18 protein-coding genes are annotated in these 18,672 nt (G+C 46.4%); 17 read left to right on the forward strand and 1 reads right to left on the reverse strand.

Annotation, left to right across the window (positions count from 1 at the left end):
• Nucleotides 1-70 precede the first annotated feature (70 nt).
• From spoIIM to ACEN8J_RS07505, 5 genes are all read left to right on the forward strand, one after another.
• Entirely contained in the window at nt 71-724 is a 654-nt protein-coding gene (gene spoIIM / locus ACEN8J_RS07485; protein ID WP_029517288.1) for a stage II sporulation protein M, read from the forward strand.
• A 99-nt stretch (nt 725-823) separates the two neighbouring features.
• Nucleotides 824-1,321, forward strand: a complete 498-nt coding sequence (gene fur, locus ACEN8J_RS07490; RefSeq protein WP_013310789.1) for a ferric iron uptake transcriptional regulator — start codon at nt 824-826, stop codon at nt 1,319-1,321.
• Between the two features lie 166 nt (nt 1,322-1,487).
• Nucleotides 1,488-1,730 (forward strand): YqzK family protein, encoded by a 243-nt coding sequence (locus ACEN8J_RS07495; protein ID WP_029517289.1) that lies wholly within the window; start codon nt 1,488-1,490, stop codon nt 1,728-1,730.
• Between the two features lie 108 nt (nt 1,731-1,838).
• Nucleotides 1,839-2,783: a site-specific tyrosine recombinase XerD gene (gene xerD / locus ACEN8J_RS07500; RefSeq protein ID WP_495594387.1), complete on the forward strand. Its 945-nt coding sequence runs from the start codon at nt 1,839-1,841 to the stop codon at nt 2,781-2,783.
• 72 nt (nt 2,784-2,855) lie between these two features.
• Nucleotides 2,856-3,680: a purine-nucleoside phosphorylase gene (locus ACEN8J_RS07505; protein ID WP_013310786.1), complete on the forward strand. Its 825-nt coding sequence runs from the start codon at nt 2,856-2,858 to the stop codon at nt 3,678-3,680.
• 124 nt (nt 3,681-3,804) lie between these two features.
• Here the strand turns inward: ACEN8J_RS07505 and ACEN8J_RS07510 are convergent, their stop codons facing one another.
• A complete protein-coding gene (locus ACEN8J_RS07510) occupies nt 3,805-5,016 on the reverse strand; it encodes an O-antigen ligase family protein (RefSeq protein WP_029517291.1) in 1,212 nt (403 codons plus the stop codon).
• A 203-nt stretch (nt 5,017-5,219) separates the two neighbouring features.
• Between ACEN8J_RS07510 and ACEN8J_RS07515 the strand changes: the two genes are divergently transcribed.
• The 12 genes from ACEN8J_RS07515 to ACEN8J_RS07570 all read left to right on the forward strand — a co-directional run bounded on the left by ACEN8J_RS07515 (nt 5,220) and on the right by ACEN8J_RS07570 (nt 18,543).
• On the forward strand, nt 5,220-6,866 hold the full coding sequence (locus ACEN8J_RS07515; RefSeq protein WP_029517292.1) for a glycosyl hydrolase family 28-related protein: 1,647 nt from the start codon (nt 5,220-5,222) through the stop codon (nt 6,864-6,866).
• Nucleotides 6,867-7,080: 214 nt separating this feature from the next.
• Nucleotides 7,081-8,274: a D-alanyl-D-alanine carboxypeptidase family protein gene (locus tag ACEN8J_RS07520; RefSeq protein WP_495594388.1), complete on the forward strand. Its 1,194-nt coding sequence runs from the start codon at nt 7,081-7,083 to the stop codon at nt 8,272-8,274.
• A gap of 96 nt (nt 8,275-8,370) precedes the next feature.
• Nucleotides 8,371-8,724, forward strand: coding sequence for an anti-sigma F factor antagonist (gene spoIIAA, locus ACEN8J_RS07525; RefSeq protein WP_013310782.1), 354 nt, complete (start codon nt 8,371-8,373; stop codon nt 8,722-8,724).
• Nucleotides 8,721-9,176, forward strand: coding sequence for an anti-sigma F factor (spoIIAB, locus tag ACEN8J_RS07530; protein ID WP_029517294.1), 456 nt, complete (start codon nt 8,721-8,723; stop codon nt 9,174-9,176). Before spoIIAA ends, spoIIAB begins: the two co-directional genes overlap by 4 nt.
• Before the next feature lie 11 nt (nt 9,177-9,187).
• Entirely contained in the window at nt 9,188-9,943 is a 756-nt protein-coding gene (gene sigF / locus ACEN8J_RS07535; protein WP_023989213.1) for an RNA polymerase sporulation sigma factor SigF, read from the forward strand.
• 176 nt (nt 9,944-10,119) lie between these two features.
• A complete protein-coding gene (locus ACEN8J_RS07540; protein WP_029517295.1) occupies nt 10,120-10,773 on the forward strand; it encodes a stage V sporulation protein AA in 654 nt (217 codons plus the stop codon).
• Nucleotides 10,770-11,192, forward strand: coding sequence for a stage V sporulation protein AB (locus ACEN8J_RS07545; protein ID WP_029517296.1), 423 nt, complete (start codon nt 10,770-10,772; stop codon nt 11,190-11,192). The genes ACEN8J_RS07540 and ACEN8J_RS07545 overlap by 4 nt, the downstream gene beginning before the upstream one ends.
• 26 nt (nt 11,193-11,218) lie before the next feature.
• Nucleotides 11,219-12,913 (forward strand): spore germination protein, encoded by a 1,695-nt coding sequence (locus ACEN8J_RS07550; protein ID WP_029517297.1) that lies wholly within the window; start codon nt 11,219-11,221, stop codon nt 12,911-12,913.
• A 110-nt stretch (nt 12,914-13,023) separates the two neighbouring features.
• Nucleotides 13,024-14,391 (forward strand): diaminopimelate decarboxylase, encoded by a 1,368-nt coding sequence (lysA, locus tag ACEN8J_RS07555; RefSeq protein WP_341070949.1) that lies wholly within the window; start codon nt 13,024-13,026, stop codon nt 14,389-14,391.
• 163 nt (nt 14,392-14,554) lie between these two features.
• On the forward strand, nt 14,555-14,989 hold the full coding sequence (locus ACEN8J_RS07560) for a peptidylprolyl isomerase (protein WP_013310775.1): 435 nt from the start codon (nt 14,555-14,557) through the stop codon (nt 14,987-14,989).
• 252 nt (nt 14,990-15,241) lie between these two features.
• A complete protein-coding gene (locus ACEN8J_RS07565) occupies nt 15,242-16,255 on the forward strand; it encodes a 2-oxoacid:acceptor oxidoreductase family protein (RefSeq protein WP_029517299.1) in 1,014 nt (337 codons plus the stop codon).
• The gene (locus ACEN8J_RS07570; RefSeq protein WP_165147036.1) at nt 16,255-18,543 is read left to right on the forward strand and encodes a thiamine pyrophosphate-dependent enzyme; all 2,289 of its coding nucleotides are present in this window, start codon (nt 16,255-16,257) and stop codon (nt 18,541-18,543) included. Before ACEN8J_RS07565 ends, ACEN8J_RS07570 begins: the two co-directional genes overlap by 1 nt.
• The last annotated feature ends 129 nt before the right edge of the window (nt 18,544-18,672 follow it).

Here is an 18,672-nt window from a genome sequence, read left to right on the forward strand (position 1 = left end):
TTCTAGCCATCAGCCGTCGGATTACGGTTGTTTTTTGGACAAACAAGCAGATGAAAGGGGCAGGACGCCGATGCAATGGTTTCGTCATACGTTAAAGGATCAGACGCCATATTATGTGTTCTTGGCTGTGCTGTTTCTGGTGGGAGTCGTCTTTGGCGCACTTATGGTAAACGCACTCTCGCTGGAGCAGTTACAGGATTTGTCCCGTTACCTGAAGGATTTTTTTGTAACGGTCAATCAAAACGAACAGGGCTTCGCTGATTCGCAGGCGGCTTCGACCTTTTGGGATAGCGTATCTTTACATCTGAAATGGGTCGGCCTAATTTGGGTGTGTGGCCTTTCGGTTATTGGTCTACCGGGTATTCTTGTATTGAATTTCCTCAAGGGTGTGCTAATCGGATTTTCAGTAGGTTATCTGGTGGGGCAATATTCGTGGAAAGGACTGCTATTTTCTTTGGTTTCAGTTGCTCCCCATAACCTGCTCGTGATTCCGGTACTGCTCGTCTGCAGCGTGGCTGCGATGACTTTTTCCATCCATATGATCAAAACCAAAATACTCGCTACCCGGCCGTCAGACGGAATGCTGCGTCCGTTGCTGTCTTACGCAGGGTTGACTGCTGTGATGATCGTGCTTCTTATTGGTAGCGCGTCCTTTGAAACTTGGATCACCCCGGTTATGATGCAATGGGTCACTCCTATGCTGACAGCTTCCGTGTCATCTTGATCCGTTTCAAAATGTTTGACTTTATTTGTATAGACCCCCTATAATAATAGGAGTGAAAAAAGTGCAGTAGGCAGTAGCTTTGCAGGGGGAGGGAGACACATGGAAGCACGGATCGAAAAAATTAAGCAGCAGCTGCAATCCCAGGGCTACAAACTAACGCCTCAGCGGGAAGCCACCGTCAGAGTTTTACTTGAGAACGAAGATGATCATCTGAGTGCGGAAGATGTATTTATGCTCGTCAAAGAGAAAGCTCCCGAAATCGGTCTGGCAACCGTATACCGTACCCTAGAACTGCTAAGTGAACTGCATGTCGTGGAGAAAATTAATTTTGGTGATGGCGTTGCGCGTTATGATTTGCGCGGCGATACAACCAAACATCACCATCACCATTTGATATGTGTGCAGTGTGGCAGTGTAGATGAAATACTGGAAGATTGGCTTGGACCATTGGAGGAGCGCTTGGAACGGGAATATAACTTTACCGTAGTGGACCATCGTTTGGACTTCCACGGTATTTGTTATCGTTGTAAGGCGAAGAACGATACGACCGCTCAGAAATCTTTGGGCAAATCCAGAAAAAACAAATCTCAGGACTAAAAGCTGACTACCCAAGCTCTCACCGACGAAGATGCGTTCGGGAGAGCTTTTTTGGTTCGGAGCCTGTTGTTCGGGATTAAGCGGTATAAAAAGGAATAGCTTGTCATACCCTTCCATAGAGAGTCCTAATTAGGACCATATTCTGGGGAAAAGGCGGCTGATCCACATGGTACTATCGTTGCGGAGAGGACTAAAATGGCTACGTTTGGTAATCTTGTTCGGGGCGCTGGCATGTATGTTCTTTTTTAGCCTCAGGCTGTTTACAGATTGGATAACACCTGTAGATCATTACCGAATACCGGAAGGACATGCAGTGAAGGTATTTGGCGGACAAAAAGTAAATGAAGGGTCCGAGCATCGAATAGCAGTGTTGGAACGTTTGCGTTTCTTTTACTGGTATGGTGAATAGTCTAAGTAATCGGTCTTGATGAGCTTATGAAATGATGAAGGTAGCACACGAAGAAGCAGGCGCTGAGACTGAACCGCTGTATGCAGAACAAGGAGACTTTTGGAACTCATGAAAATGTACATTCAACCTTTCGTTCAATTTATGGAAGAGGAAAAGGGTTTGTCGCGCAGCACTTTGGAAGCGTATCAACGAGACGTACAGCAGTTTGTCGAGTTCGCAGAAAGCTGTGGTATTGAGCAGCCGAATAATGTCCAACGGTCACATCTGGTACTGTATTTGGGCCATTTGAAGGAACAGGGAAAGGCTGCGGCGACAATATCACGTAGCGTCGCCTCCATTCGCTCCTTTTTTCATTTTCTTATTCGGGAGGGAATTACGATCCATGATCCGTCTGTTCTGCTGGAGCTGCCCAAAGCGACTAAAAAGAAGCCCTCGGTGCTAACGCAGGATGAGATAGAGCGTTTGCTGGCCGCGCCAGATGTGACTGCCCCGCAAGGGGTGCGAGACAAGGCGATGCTGGAGTTGCTGTATGCGACGGGCATTCGCGTATCAGAGCTGATTGCCTTAAACGTGCGTGACGTGCGCACCGATTTGCGCTTTGTGCATTGTGGCGGCGAGGCAGGCAAGGAGCGTGTTGTACCGATCAGCCGTGAGGCATCACAGTGGGCACAAGCCTATATGGACGAGCAGCGTCTATTATTGCTGAGATCCGGGCAGGGTGAAGAAGCTCAGGTAGAGCAGGATGCCATGTTCCTGAACGTATCTGGACAGCGTCTCAGTAGACAGGGCTTCTGGAAAATGATTAAGAAGTACGGCCAGGAAGCAGGCATAAGCGAGGATATCACGCCCCACACGCTGCGGCATTCCTTTGCGGTACATATGCTGGAGGGCGGAGCGGACTTACGCTCTGTACAGGAAATGCTGGGTCATGCTGATCTGTCAACGACGCAGGTATATGCGCAGACGGCCAGACGGAATATGAAGGAAGTATATGAAAAGCATCACCCGCACGGCGGCAACCGCACTTCTCATGAAAGCAAAGATCGAACATAACGATACTTTGGTTTCATAGAAAATGTGATAATGACTATAACTTTACGATTGTACAAGTCAGGAGAGATATTAATGTCAACAGCCAACCAAGCTACAATTCAGGAAGCAGCAGATTATATCCGCGCCAAGAGCGGAATACGTCCAGAGATTGGCCTTATTCTGGGATCGGGTCTCGGTATTCTGGCCGATTTAATTCAGGATGGAATTAGTATTCCTTATCAGGATATTCCCCATTTTCCTGTATCGACGGTAGAAGGTCATGAGGGTGAACTACTGTTAGGCACGATTGAAGGTCGCGCTGTCGTCATGATGAAAGGGCGCTTCCATATGTATGAGGGCTATGGCCCGCAGCTGACGGCTTTCCCAGTTCGGGTGATGAAGCAATTGGGGATTCAAAGTCTGCTGGTGACGAATGCAGCAGGTGGTGTAAATACTTCCTACGAAGCAGGCGATCTGATGGTCATCTCGGATCATCTTAATCTGACAGGACAAAATCCGCTGATTGGACCAAACGATGCCGGTCTGGGCGTTCGTTTTCCAGATATGTCGGAGGCGTACAGCCGCCGTTTGCGTGAAATTGCCAAGCAAACGGCTAACCAACAGGGCTTCAGCCTGCAGGAAGGTGTATATGCTGGATTGCTGGGACCTAACTATGAAACGCCTGCTGAAATCGTCATGCTGCGTACACTGGGTGCAGATGCAGTGGGTATGTCGACCGTATCTGAGGTTATTGTAGCCCGTCATGCAGGAATTGAGGTACTGGGCTTCTCTTGTATCACAAATATGGCCGCAGGCATTCTGGATCAGCCTTTGTCCCATGGTGAAGTGATGGAGACGGCAGAGAAGGTACGTGAGCAATTTTTAAAACTTGTGCTAGCGATTATTCCACAAATGTAGATTGGGGATCATGTTCAACCGAAGTGGTGGACATATATCCCAAGAGCCCCATATCCAAACGCCTTTTGATGGCGTGGGTATGGGGTTCTTTTTTACATACAGCGGTTGATTTGAGTAACATCTCCTAATGGAGAGGCTGTGTGCTCAATGCAGTTGAATTCGCTTTTTCTGCTACAGCCAGTGTATGTCGTTCTTGCACCTTGATCACAATAACCATAAAAATAATCCAGTAAATGGATAGCGAGTTCAGGAAACGGCTGTCCGTTATATTGTTCAATATGATAAACAGGAAAAAAACAGCTGCCGTCAGCCATGTATACATATCTGCTTTGCCAATTCTAAATTTAAATAAAGTGGTTATGGCGAGTGTAATGGTTGCCAGTAGTCCTGTAAGGCCCACATCGATCCACAGATCTCGGAAACCGCTATGGCTGCTTGTCAGATCAAAACGAATTCCATTCGCATAGATACTGGGCCGGGCTGCCCAGTAGGAGCCATAACCATGTCCGAACCAGTAATGGCTCTGAATCGCACCAGCAATCCCCTGCCAGATTTCCGTTCTTCCAGTTAAGGTCGTTGTCTTTCCGAATTCCGACGCAATCGCATCTCCATAAGTAAAAGTGAACACCAAACCCAAAAGAACGAGCAAGCAGGAACAGCTAATGAAGAAACCACGCAACGCAATGCTTCGGATTCTCTTGAATAGCAATATAAACAATATAAATACGAAGAACGAAGATGTCAGCATCAAAGAGGTGGTAGATTGGCACTTGATGAGCAATAAGGCATTGAGTAAGATGAAGCCAATATGCAAAACTTTATGTTTACCCCTGAAAAAGTAAATGACATGTGAAACAAAACCTAACAGAGAGAGAGTTCCGAGTGTATTTTTATGACCAGAGATGCCCTTCCATAGCCCAGTATGTTCCACGCCACCATGAATAGCAAAGGAGGGAACGAGCAAAACGGCGAGTAAATTGAGTATGCTCAAAATACTTAACGTAACGACTAAGAGACGAATGCAGCCCTGTATTGTATAATGGGTGGCCAAATAGAGCCCAAAGGTAGAGAAGGCAAGAAATTTGAGAACCATCAGCAAGGAAGAGGTCTGCTCTTGTTCAGCCCACAAACAGGAGGCAGCGATGTACAGCATGAGTAAAGTCAGCAACGGATTGTCGGCTAAGGTTGCGATCAATGATCTGAGTGAAGGTAGTAGCATGATATAGCTAAACAACAAGATGAGCAGGGAAATCGTGATAACTCTGGGAGACAAACCCTGACAAGCATAGGGAATCGAAAAAGCCAGTAAACCAGCTACTGTAAGTATATGTTTCACGGTTCCACCGCCTAGATACGTTATGTATCTATAATATACAAAACGTATCTTCTTGTACAATAATAATAAAATATTTATTTTCATTTTTCCCACGCCTAGAGCAAGCCCTCTTGTGCATATACTCAGTCCATGCTAAGAAAATGAAGGATTCTTCGGCTGGTCAAAGAGGAACTTTTTACGTTTTTAAACATGGGGGTGTTCGGGTGGCGGATCATTTTTTTACAGACCGTTTGAAGTTGAATTTGAGTGGTACGGGCAAAGAGTTAACGCCGCAGCAATTAAATGAAAATTTTAAAACCATTGAAAAAGAATTCATTGAACGCAGTGTAAACGTAAGCTGGTTTGGAACTGCTGGTGATGGTATTCAGGATGATACGGCAGCTTTGCAGGAATTGATTAATAAGACCCCCGATTATTCTATTCTTCACATTCCCAGTGGACGATACAAAATAACCTCTACCCTACAGATTCGCAAGCAGGGTGTACGCATTTTTGGCATTCATAAGGGCAGATACCGACAAGGCAAAGGGGTTACGTCGATTGAATATTATGGTACGGGCCCTTGTTTTCAAATTGGAGATGAAAGTCTACCAACGTTTAGCGGATTTCAAAATGTGCAGTTTCATGACTTATCGATCCGGTACGAGGGGGCTGACAGAGCCACATTAAATAATCCGTTTTCGCAGTCGGTGAAGCGTGGATATTATGGTAAAGGTACTTTGGGTATTCAGGATTGGAAGGGCGGCGGAGTTGCCCTGGATAATGTCCTAATTGAGCATTTCGAAACGGCTTTTTGGGGCTACGAAAGTGATGTCAATTTATTTAAATGCACAGAGATTAATTACAATAAAACAGGGATTCACTTGCAGAATAGAAGTTCACAGTTTACTAGCATAGCGCTTTTTACATTGGGGAACGATACGGCATTGGATCTGAATAGCTCCAACGGGGCTAGATTTTTGGCTAGCCAGCACATTAAGGATGGAAGTTCCAATGATATTCCCATTCTCATTAATGATTTTATGAACGCTGAATTTATAGGCTGCTGGTTTGAGGGACTAAGCAGAGAGCATAAGATGACAGTACCTTCTTTTATTCAAATTGGTGCTACTAAAGAAACCAAAAATGTGGCATTGCGTGACTCCATTTTAGCGATAGCGGATAAATTCAATGATACCCAATCCGTATGTAACTATTTTGTAGATGTGGTCATTGGCAAAAAAGTTTTGGTGGACGAGGTGGGAGGGTATCCCCGTAATCTAAAAAAGCTTATTTCTTTCTCTGGTAGTTCTTCCACACAGCAGGTGACACTTCGCTCACATTTGGATTTTAACTATAACAATAATCGTTATGACGAGAATAATGGGACAGGGCAGGCTTTGCTGCTGGTCGAGAAATACTCGAACAACGGAATTGAGCATTTGGACGAAACCTTTGTTAAAGCCTACCTGGGAGCGAGACAAAATCTTCCGGCAGGTAGTTGGCAGAAGGTGAAGTTCAATCAAATCAACCAGGATGAGCTGATCGAATTCGATGCGGTGAATAGTCGATGGCGAGCCAAGCGAGCTGGGAAATACAGAATACAAGTCTACATTTCGACCGATCCCCAAGTTGATGGAAACCGTACACGGTTAGCACTTCACTTGAATGATGAGCAGCTTGCCGGGAGTTCCGCCTATGCTTATCTCGATGACAGGATAATTGGCGGACTGAACTATAGTGCATTGAGTGGAGCAATGGAACTTAGACTGGAAGCGAATTCTTTTATTGATATACGGGTGTTCAGTCAAAATGCAATGGATATTCTACCAGGTGGAGGTATCACATATCTCACCGTAAGCCGAATTTAAACAATTATTTCACAGACGATAGATGTTCTGTCATTTTAGATATTGGAAAATGCGCACCATGCTGACTCAGCTTGGTGCTATTTGATGTTTTTAGTCATATGGAATATTTTTCTTTCATTCTGACGACAATGGTTAGCAGCACAGCGAATAGGCTGGAGGAGTAAGTAAATAGGCTCCGGTGGTTTACGCCAATATGTTGAGGAGGGAACCGATTGTGAAGAAAAAAGTGGTGGCGTTCATCCTGGCTTGCCTGATAGCCTTGACTGCCGTCCCTGTCGGCGGTTGGGCCGAAGAAAGCATACCTGATAGCAAAACCAAAGAGGGATCAGCGGCTGAGCTAGCTCCCCAGGCTCTCTCGGCGATCCTGATGGATGCAGATACGGGCACAGTCATCTATGAAAAAAACAGTCGTGAAAAGCTTCCTCCAGCGAGCATCACCAAGATTATGACGATGTTGCTAACAATGGAGGCCATTCAGGATGGCAAGCTTAAGCTGACCGATAAAGTTCGTGCCAGCGAATATGCATCTTCAATGGGGGGCTCGCAAATTTTCTTGGAGCCGGGAGAAGAAATGACGGTCGATGAGATGCTGAAGGGAATTGCGATGGCTTCAGGCAACGACGCCTCTGTGGCGATGGCTGAGAAACTTGCAGGGTCTGAGCAGGCATTTGTTGAGATGATGAACGCCAAGGTGCAGCAACTCGGGCTCAAGGATACGCATTTTGCCAATTGCAACGGTTTACCCGTAGAGAATCACTATTCTTCTGCGCATGATATTGCGGTTATGAGTCGGGAGTTGTTGAAATACCCGCAAATTACGAAATATACGGGAGCCTATCAGGACTATTTGCGTAAGTCCTCAGTCAAGCCCTTTTGGCTGGTGAATACGAATAAACTTGTCCGTTTCTATACTGGAGCAGACGGGCTGAAAACAGGCTATACGGCAGAAGCAAAGTTCTGTCTTTCCGCTACCGCGAAGCGTGATGGCTTGCGTGTCGTGGCTGTCGTGCTCGGGGAGCCAAATACGAAGATACGCAACAATGAAGTGTCTTCCATGTTCGACTATGCATTTTCTCAATATACAATGAAATCCATATACAAGCCGGGTGAATTGCTGGGCAGCGTAAAAGTTGAAAAAGGCGTGTTGCCAGAGCTGAAAATTCAGGCTGATCGTTCTTACAGTGTGCTGGTGAAAAAAGGTGGCAACAAACAAACGTTGCGTCATGAATTGCAACTGGCCCCAAGCCTCAAAGCTCCTGTCCGGGCTGGTGATCCAGTTGGTAAGCTGGTCGTCTATCAGGATGGACAACGGCTTAAGGAGTTTAATATCACTTCGCCTGTGGCTATCGAGAAGGCCGGATGGTGGAAATTGTTTAAACGTACCATGTCGAACCTATTTTCTTTGTAGATTTTACGGGGTTTTCTTCTAGTTTTGTCGGAGGGCAGGAATCGTCTGCGGCTACGTAGAAATCCTTGTCCAAGACCGGGAGGAGAGTGAGCAAGCATGAACCTGCAAATTGAAATGGAGCATCACCGGGGGGTACTGATTGTAAGGCTGTCTGGTGAGCTTGATCACCATACGTCGGACATGGTCCGTATGCAAATGGATGAGGCGATTCAGCGCCGGCAATGCGAGCATATTGTGCTCAGCCTGAAGAATCTTCAGTTTATGGATAGCTCCGGCCTTGGCGTTATCTTGGGACGGTACAAACTGATCAAGCAAAAGGGCGGAAAAATGGCAGTCTGTGATGTCAATCCGCCAGTACACCGACTGCTGGATATGTCAGGGCTGTTCAAAATCATGCCCATTTATGACAACGAGGGAAATGCGCTCACGGAACTGGAGGTAGTGTCATGAGAGAAGGCACGGGTAACAATTTCATGAGCTTGCAGTTTGCTGCAAAATCCGAGAATGAAGCATTTGCTCGTGTGGCTGTCGCGGCCTTTATTTCCAGGCTTGATCCCACAATGGATGAGCTAAGTGATTTGAAAACCGTGGTGTCTGAAGCGGTGACAAACAGTATCATTCACGGCTATGACAGCGACCCGTCAGGTGTCGTAACGATTAGAGTCGGGATTGAAGCGGACGTGATCACGTTGGTTGTTGAGGACGCAGGCCGAGGAATTGAGGATCTAGAACTCGCCAAGCAGCCTTTATATACGTCCAAACCTGAATTGGAACGCTCCGGCATGGGCTTTACAATTATGGAAAATTTCATGGATGAGTTTGAAGCAGTCAGTGAGCCGGGCGGAGGCACGTCGGTCCGGATGAAGAAAAGGATTGAATCCAAGAAAGCTTTATATAATTAGGAGTTGATCCTATGGAAGCAGGAGGAAAAAAAACTTCGCACAGCTATTTAGAGGATGCGGAAGTCAAGCGGCTTATTGCATTGAGTCAATCCGGTGATAATGAGGCTCGTGAGACACTGGTCAATAGTAATATCCGGCTCGTCTGGTCTGTCGTGCAGCGCTTTATGAACCGGGGGTATGAACCTGACGATCTTTTTCAAATTGGTTGCATTGGCTTGTTAAAATCGGTGGATAAATTCGATCTCAGCTACGAAGTCAAATTTTCAACATATGCAGTACCGATGATTATCGGTGAGATTCAACGGTTCTTGCGTGATGACGGTACACTCAAGGTTAGCCGTTCCTTGAAGGAAACGGCCAATAAGGTCCGCAAAATGAAGGACGAGCTATCCAAACGGCTCAACCGCCTGCCTACAGTCAAGGAAGTTGCTGATGAGCTGGGAGTGACGCCAGAGGACGTTGTTTTTGCGCAGGAGGCCAATAAGCCGCCTACTTCAATTCACGAAACGGTGTTCGAAAATGACGGTGATCCGATTACACTTATGGATCAGATTGCTGACGAATCCCAGGAAAGATGGTTTGACAAGCTGGCACTCAATGAGGCCATTGGCGGACTATCTGAGCGGGAGCGGTTGATTGTGTACCTGCGCTATTACCGGGATCAGACGCAATCAGAGGTTGCAAGTCGGCTTGGTATTTCTCAGGTGCAGGTATCACGGCTGGAAAAAAAGATTTTACAACTGATCCGCGATCAGATTGCCCAATAATAACAGTCAGGATCTTAGTGAAATCCTTATGCTTACGTATTTTTAAAGGGTATTCCAAAGCCATTTTAATGGTCAGGGGTACTCTTTTTTGCGTGGGATAAAAGACAATACACAGAATAGGTTTCCTTGCTTCGTTCCATACTAACTGATAATTACGAGGATAAGGAGGGGATCGGATGACTCATACTCCGGCTCCTACAGTAGCTCCTATTGTCTACTTGCGGCTCCGCAGCCGTGTCCGCATGATACAAGGACAGGATTTACATTTGGGTGATGTAGCCAATTTGCTGACTAATCCTGAATGGGAAAAGGAACTGCTTGAGCTTGTTCTCAAGCGGCCGCAGCACCAGGACGGTAATCTGATACTGATAGATATGCTGCAGATCATAGCAAAAATTAGAGATCATATTCCGGGGGTCGTAGTTGAATCTCTTGGGAAGCCGCATGTACTTGTCGAACTCGTGGAGAAACCCCGTAAGCCGTCCAAAATACTGTTTGTTTTGGTATGGGTGCTTCTGTTTTTTGGCTCTGCGCTGACAATTATGAATTTTCATGCCGACGTTAGCATGATGGAAGTACAGGTTCGGATTGTGGAGATGATTACGGGACATAAGGATGAGCATCCGTACCTGTTTCAAATTGCTTACTCAATCGGCATCGGCTTTGGCATGATCGTTTTTTTTAATCACTTGTTCAAGAAAAATTGGAACGAGGAGCCGACACCGCTGGAGGTGGAAATGTATCTGTACCAGGAAAATGTGGATCAGTATGTTGTGGCAGAGGAATATGAAAAGATGGCCCGTCTGCAGACAAAGGCTAAGAAACCATGATATTTGTACAGGCTGCACTTCAGATTATTTTAGGTATTGCTGGGGGCCTTGCGGTGGGTAGCGGTGTAATTGCTTTTTTTATTGTGCTGGATATCATGCCGCGATTAGCTCAACTCACCCGTACGTATAAAAAATCACGTGCATACGAAAAAGCAATGATTATAGGTTCAGTGCTGGGGACTGTGGTCGATTTTTGGAACATTTGCTTGCCACTACCGGGCATATTTACATGGATACCTGGGCTATTTTGCGGAGTGTTTATTGGTTTGCTCGCCGCGGCTTTAACGGAGGTATTAAATCTCCTGCCTATACTCGCCAAGCGACTCCACATGACCGTGTATATGCTCGGTCTGCTAATGGCAATGGTGCTTGGTAAGGTGACGGGTTCCTTATTTGACTGGTTTGTATACAACCGTTAACAACGAAAGCGAAGGGGACAAGGAATATGGATCACAGAGCGGATCAAGAGCATCGGGAGCAGCATCAAGAAGACGGGGTAATCGGAAGGGAATATCATACTGGCGAAGAAAAGTTGAGTCCATGGCAGGAAAAGCAGGCGCAGGAATCTGCACGTTTTAAACACAAAAAAGAGAGTGAGCGATCTGATAACGTAGAGGAGTCCGTTCGCTACTGGCAGGCCGAAGATAATATATCGCCGAGGATGAAGGATAACAAGAATACACTTGAAACAGTATTAGGTTTGGGGGAGACCTTTGATGTCGTATTCAGGGAAATGACACTGGGAGGGCGTCATACTGGATATCTGTTCCTGAATACCTTTGCGAAGGATCAAATTATGCTTGAAGTGCTAAAGCGGCTCACCTATCTGACGCCGGATAATCTCTCTTCCGATGGACTACAAGCGTATTTCGAAAACTTTATTCCACATATTCAGGTGGAGAAGACAGATAAGATGTCAGTCGTCATTAACAAGGTACTGACGGGGATGAGTGCCTTTTTCATGGAAGGTGAACGTTTTTCCCTTATTCTGGATACCCGTAATTATCCGGTGCGTAGTCCAGAGGAACCCTCTTTGGAGCGGGTTGTGCGCGGTGCCCGCGACGGGTTTACTGAAACAATGCTTACAAATGTAGGTCTGGTACGCCGGCGTTTGCGGGACCCAGGACTTAAATTTGAGGCTATGCAGGTCGGACGCCGAACTCGAACGGACGTATGCTTGGGCTATATTGACGATATTGTAGATAAGGTGATGGTGGATACTGTACGAGACAAAATTAAAAATGTTAATTTGGATGGTATTCCGCTGGCCGATAAGCAATTAGAGGAGACGATTATCAATAAAGGTTGGAATCCATATCCATTAGTACGATATTCGGAGCGACCAGATGTCGTGGCATCGCATATTATGGAAGGGAGACTCGTTATTTTCGTAGATACCTCACCCAGCGTGATGATCTTGCCTACCACTTTTTTTGACTTGTGTCAGCATGCAGAAGAAAATCGGCAAACCGCTTTTATGGGAAGTTATTTGCGGTGGGTACGTTTTTTAGGCATATTCGCCTCAATGTTTCTGCTTCCGATGTGGCTGCTAATGGTCATCAATCCCGAATTAAAACCAGCTTTTCTTGATTTTATTGGTCCTCAAAAGGAAGCACATCTTCCGCTGATTGCACAGTTTATCATCGTGGAACTAGGGGTCGATCTCATGCGAATGGCGGCTGTGCATACTCCGACACCACTGGCTTCCGCTATGGGCTTGATCGCAGCCATTCTGGTCGGTGATATAGCGGTTAAGACGGGACTTTTCGTGAATGAGGTCGTGCTGTATATGGCTGTCGCTGCCATAGGAATGTTCGCAACACCGAGCTACGAGCTGGGGCTGGCAAATAGACTGATTCGACTATTCCTGCTGGTTGCTGTTGCGATTTTTCACGTACCGGGCTTTGTCGTGGGTACGACACTGATCATTTTGATGCTGACGCTGCATCGGTCATATAATTCTTCGTATTTGTGGCCGTTCATTCCTTTTAATGCCAAAGCGTTAGCTTCCATCTTGTTCCGTATGCCTGTACTAGATGCGGCTAACCGCCCGTCATCTAACAAAACGAGGGACAATACGCGTATGCCCCATACGGATGCCGACACAGATTCGAACTCAGGCAATGGACAGGAGCATTAATATAAATGATCTGCATAAAAATCCATTGTTCTTGATGTTTTTTTTGCTATACTGGTGTAAACATTCGATGGAATATGACTAGCTTGTTCCAGAAAGAGAGGCGCCAGAACATGTATTTGCATGGAAGCAGTAAAATTAACAGCAATGGACATTTGGAGATCGGCGGTTGTGATACAACGCTTTTGAAAGAGCGTTTTGGCACGCCGCTATATATTGTTGACGAACAGTTAGTCCGCCGGCGTTGCCGGGAATTCATAGAAGCTTTTCGTGAAACTGGATTGAAGTTTCAAGTTGCTTATGCAAGCAAAGCGTTTTGTGTTATGGCGATGTGCGCTTTAGCTGCTGAAGAAGGGATGTCGCTTGACGTTGTTTCCAGTGGAGAATTATTTACTGCGCTACAAGCAGGGTTCCCGGCAGAACGAATCCATTTTCACGGCAATAACAAAACACCGGAAGAAATTGAAATGGCGTTAGATGCGCAAATTGGTTGCTTCGTCGTCGATAGCGAAATGGAGTTGCATTTGTTGCAGGCCCTTGCCTCTGAGAAGGAACAGCAGGTGAATATCTTACTGCGGGTTACACCAGGGGTTGAGGCGCACACGCATGAATATATGGCCACAGGTCAAGAAGATTCGAAATTTGGCTTTGACATTGGGAACGGTACAGCACGCCAAGCAGTGGAACAGGCTATCAAGCTAGATCATCTTAACCTGCTGGGGGTACATTCTCATATCGGTTCGCAAATATTCGAAGTGAATGGCTTCCAAATGGCTGCTGAACGGGTTGCAGCTTTTTCCAGAGAAATTAAGGAACAGCTTCAGTTTTCTTTCAAAGTGATTAATCTGGGTGGGGGATTTGGCATTCGCTACACAGAGGAGGACACACCGCTGAAAGTTTCCACCTATGTGCAGGCTATCGGCGAAGCGGTGAAAACTTATTTTTCAGGACTTTACGATGAACTTCCAGAAATTTGGATTGAGCCGGGACGCAGTATTGTAGGCGATTCAGGCACGACCTTATATACGGTAGGAAGCATCAAGGATATTCCGCAAGTACGTAAATATGTTTCGGTAGATGGTGGGATGACAGATAATCCACGCCCTGCACTGTATCAGGCCAAGTATGAAGCGATGCTGGCTAATCGAGCGCAGGATACGAACGAAGAGACGGTGTCCATTGCGGGCAAATGCTGCGAAAGCGGCGATATGCTGATTTGGGATGTAGAGCTGCCTCGTATAAATAGCGGCGACTTGCTCGCTGTTGCCTCAACCGGAGCTTATAATTACTCGATGGCGAGTAATTATAACCGAATACGTCGACCTGCAGTTGTATTTGTCAACAACGGTGAGGCCGAGTTGGTGGTGCGTCGGGAAACCTACGAAGATATGGTACGCAACGATGTTGTGCCACAGCGCTTGGTTCGTGATCAAGCCAGTCCGGCGGTTCAGCCCAACGCCAAGATTACGGTTTCGTCCTGATTTTAACATTGTAAGATCAAGCAGGCCATTGAGTCGGTAATCATATACCGGGGTCAATGGCCCTTTTTTTTTGGACAAGACTTTGCTAAGCGCGGCAATTCATAGTAAACTGGAACTTGATGTTATTTAGTTCTCAAAACAGGTTGAAAAGGAGATACAAACAATGAAAAAAGGTAGAATAGATCTTGAAAACGGCGGTATCGTCGAAATTGACTTTTTCCCAGAAGAAGCTCCAAACACCGTTGCTAACTTTGAAAAGCTGGCAAACAGCGGTTACTACAACGGTTTGAGCTTCCACCGTGTCATTCCTGGCTTTGTTGCTCAAGGTGGTTGTCCGATCGGTAACGGTACAGGCGGTCCTGGTTACACGATTGACTGTGAAACAGCTACGAATACAACAAAGCATGCCAAAGGCGTTCTGTCCATGGCTCATGCAGGTCGCAACACAGGTGGCAGCCAATTCTTTATCTGCTACGCTCCACAACCACATTTAGATGGAGTACATACTGTATTTGGTAAAGTAACCAAAGGTATGGAATTCATTGATGCTGTAAAGCAAGGCGACAAAATGAAAGAGGTTAAAGTATTTGACGTGTAATTTTACCGTTAATTACATGATCTTTTTTAAATAGCGTTGCACCTAAGCCGTTCTGTCTTTGGACAGGACGGCTTTTGTTGTCTTTTGTTTGACGGTTTATTGATTTTCGCAATCACGTAGGCATTACAGTGCGTAAGATCACATTCGAAAAGTAAGTGTTGTGATAGCCTTTTCATAAGAATGCAATTTCCAATTTTTTTTATATGAGTATTCAAACTCGTTAAGGATTGGAAAAGAAGGGGGCTTATCACATTGTCTATTTTAACGAGCACAAATCGACTCGGATTTTTTGAAATCCGGCTGGAATCCATTGGTGGACTCGGCGCTAATCTGGCTGGCAAAATGTTGGCCGAAACCGGGGTGCTTGGTCTGGGGCTGAATGCTTCAAATTTTTCGTCCTACGGTTCGGAAAAAAAGGGAACTCCGGTTAAAAGTTTCGTCCGTTTCTGTGAGCCAGAAGTCGATATTCGGGATCACAGTCCGATTGAGCAACCGCATGTGGTAGGCATTTTCCATGAAACGTTATACAAAACGGTAAATGTAATCAGCGGACTGCCAGCGGATGGGATTGTAGTGGTTAATTCCACGCGTCCGGCAGAAGAAATACGGGCTGATTTGGGACTGGTATCCGGAACATTAGCGGTGGTGGATGCGATGGGCATCGCACTGGAAGAGCGAACCAAACTAAATACGTCCATGCTCGGTGCCTTGTTCCGTGTCTGTGACTTCCTGGACCCGGAAGCGATGAGATCGGTTATACGCAGTACCTTTGAAAAGAAAAATCCACTGTTAGTGGAACCTAATCTGCGTACGTTTAACCGTGGTTATGATGAAATGGAACTGCACGTATATCCGGTTACTGATGACGCGCAGGATCGGGTTTTTGAACGTCCGCAGCCATTGCTGGGATACGAAACGCAATTACTGGGGGGCGTTATTGCAACTCAGGGAAACAGCATAACGAGAGATGTTAGTGGTTCACGTCAGGGGTATGTGCCTGAATATGAAGTTGATAAATGTACCCATTGTGCCAAGTGTGATTCGATTTGCCCGGATTACTGTTTTGTATGGGAAGAGCAAGCAGACAAACGCGGAAGAATGATGCCATTTTTGCAAGGGATTGATTACCAGTATTGCAAAGGATGTCTGAAATGTGTAGATATTTGCCCATCGGGGGCACTAAGCTCGCGTCGCGAGCAATGGGGATGGGCTGAACAGAATCGAGTTGCCCACCAATTTCCGGTATATGAAGGAGGGCGTGCGTAATGGCAAAACTGGAGGAAGAACTCAAACAGACAGGCGCCGCGCAAGTGACAACGTTCGAATCCGGTAATGAAATGGCAGCAACGGCGGCTGCGCAGATTAATTATCATATGATGGGATATTTCCCGATTACTCCATCTACCGAGGTAGCGCAGTATCTAGATCAGATGAGAACGAGAGGTCAGCATAATATTAAGCTGGTTGCAGCAGACGGAGAACACGGATCGGCAGGGATTTGTTATGGAGCTGCCGCAGCGGGAGCGAGGGTGGTGAACGCCACTAGTTCGCAAGGTTTCCTGTACATGCTGGAGCAGTTACCTGTTCAGTCAGGTACCCGTTTTCCTATGGTTATGAATCTGGTGACACGAGCTGTCAGTGGTCCCCTAGATATTCGCGGAGATCATTCGGATCTGTACTATGGTTTGAATACAGGCTGGGTCATTTTGACGGCAAGTACACCACAGGCTGTGTATGATATGAACATTATGGCACTAAAAATTGCAGAGCACAGCGATGTTCGGCTGCCTGTAATGGTCGCATATGACGGTTTTTATACGTCCCATCAAAAACGTAAAGTGCAATATTTTGCCGATGCTGAGACCGTGCGTGGTTTTGTAGGTCCTAACCCGAACTTAAATTATCCGAATATTACGGATTTTGATCATCCTGTTACTGTGGGCGCGCATATGAACGGCGATGACTTGACGAATAATCATGTTCAGCTGTCCGAAGCACTGAAGCTGTCAGAAGGAGTATATGAGCAGGTAGCAGCAGAATATGCCGCTTTATCCGGTCGGGAATACCCGATTTTAGATCTGTATCAAATGGAGGATGCTGAGGTTGCGGTATTTCTGTTGAATTCGGCGGCTGAATCGGCCAAGGATGTGGCGGATCAACTCCGCGCGCGCGGAATTAAAGCTGGTGTGATACGTCCGAACATCATCCGACCGTTCCCAGCCGCACAACTGCGGGAAGCATTACGCAATGTCAAGGCGTTGCTGGTAGGTGAGCGTGCAGACTCGTATGGGGCAGACGGCGGTAATTTAACGCATGAAATTAAAGCGGCCTTGCAGGAGGACCCGCTGAATCGGACACTCGTGTTGAGCCGTATCTTTGGCTTGGGCGGCAAAGATTTTTATGCAGAAGATGCAGAGGCGTTCTTCCAGCTTGCAATCGAGGCGGCAGAGGCCGGACGAGTAGAGAAGCCCTTTGATTACTACGGAATTAATTCGGGTTCACCGGACAAGGTGATGCCGCAAGTTATGCAGCCGCCACGTGGTAATGATTACCGTACGGGTCTGATTCAGGTTACGCCGGACGAGGAGACTGGGAAGCTCAAGGTCAAGGTACCCCCTTTGCGGTCGTTGACAACCAAACCACGGCGTCTTTCACCAGGCCACGGAGCTTGTCCAGGATGTGGGGCATTGTCTGCGCTGGAACTGTTTTTCAAAGGTATTGAAGGGGATATTGTCGTGCTGTTCCAGACAGGCTGCGTATATGTGACGACGACAGGGTATCCATATACATCACACAAACAACCGATGATCCACAATCTTTTTCAAAACGGGGCCGCTACCCTTTCAGGAGCGCTAGAAGCTTACATGGAAATGAAACGGCGTAATGAAATTGAGATGTCGGACGATCCGACCTTTATCATGATTAGTGGTGACGGTGGGATGGATATTGGTATGGGTTCTGCGATTGGTGCGGCTCTGCGTAATCATAAGCTAATCATGCTGGAATATGATAACGAGGGGTACATGAATACAGGTTCACAGCAATCTTACTCCACTCCGCTCGGTCACATGACCAGTACGTCGGGTGTAGGTAAAATGCAAAAAGGAAAGCAAGGGCATCACAAGGATACCGTGCAAATCATGGCTGCTTGTAACATTCCGTATGCTTTTACCGCTGCTGAAAGTCATCCGCAGGATATGCTGCGTAAAGCAGCCAAGGCTCAATGGTATGCAAACAACGTGGGTACGGCCTATGGTAAAATCCTGTGCGCCTGTCCGCTGAATTGGAAATCCGAAGACAGACTGGGTACCAGCATTGTGGGCGCCGCAGTCGAGTCCTGTTTCTTTCCTTTGTACGAAATAGAGCAAGGCAGTACGACGATTACGTACAATCCGGAGGACAAAGGAAAACGAATTCCAGCTGCTGAATGGCTGAAATTAATGGGTAAAACGAAGCATCTTATTAAGGAGGAGGCTACGCTGGCGACCTTTGAACAGGAGATTGAGCGTCGCTGGACTATCCTGAAAAAGAAACATGAAATTTCAGAGCTATAATCCTGTTTTTTGCATAATCATCGATTAACATTGTTAGCCGCTGTTACTGTAGTGGCTCGATCAAGATTCTTTGCGCTTTTTGCGCAAAGAATCTTTTTTGTCGTTTATGGGTTGAAGCATAAAAAAACA

The organism is Paenibacillus sp. Paensp38 (assembly GCF_059491915.1).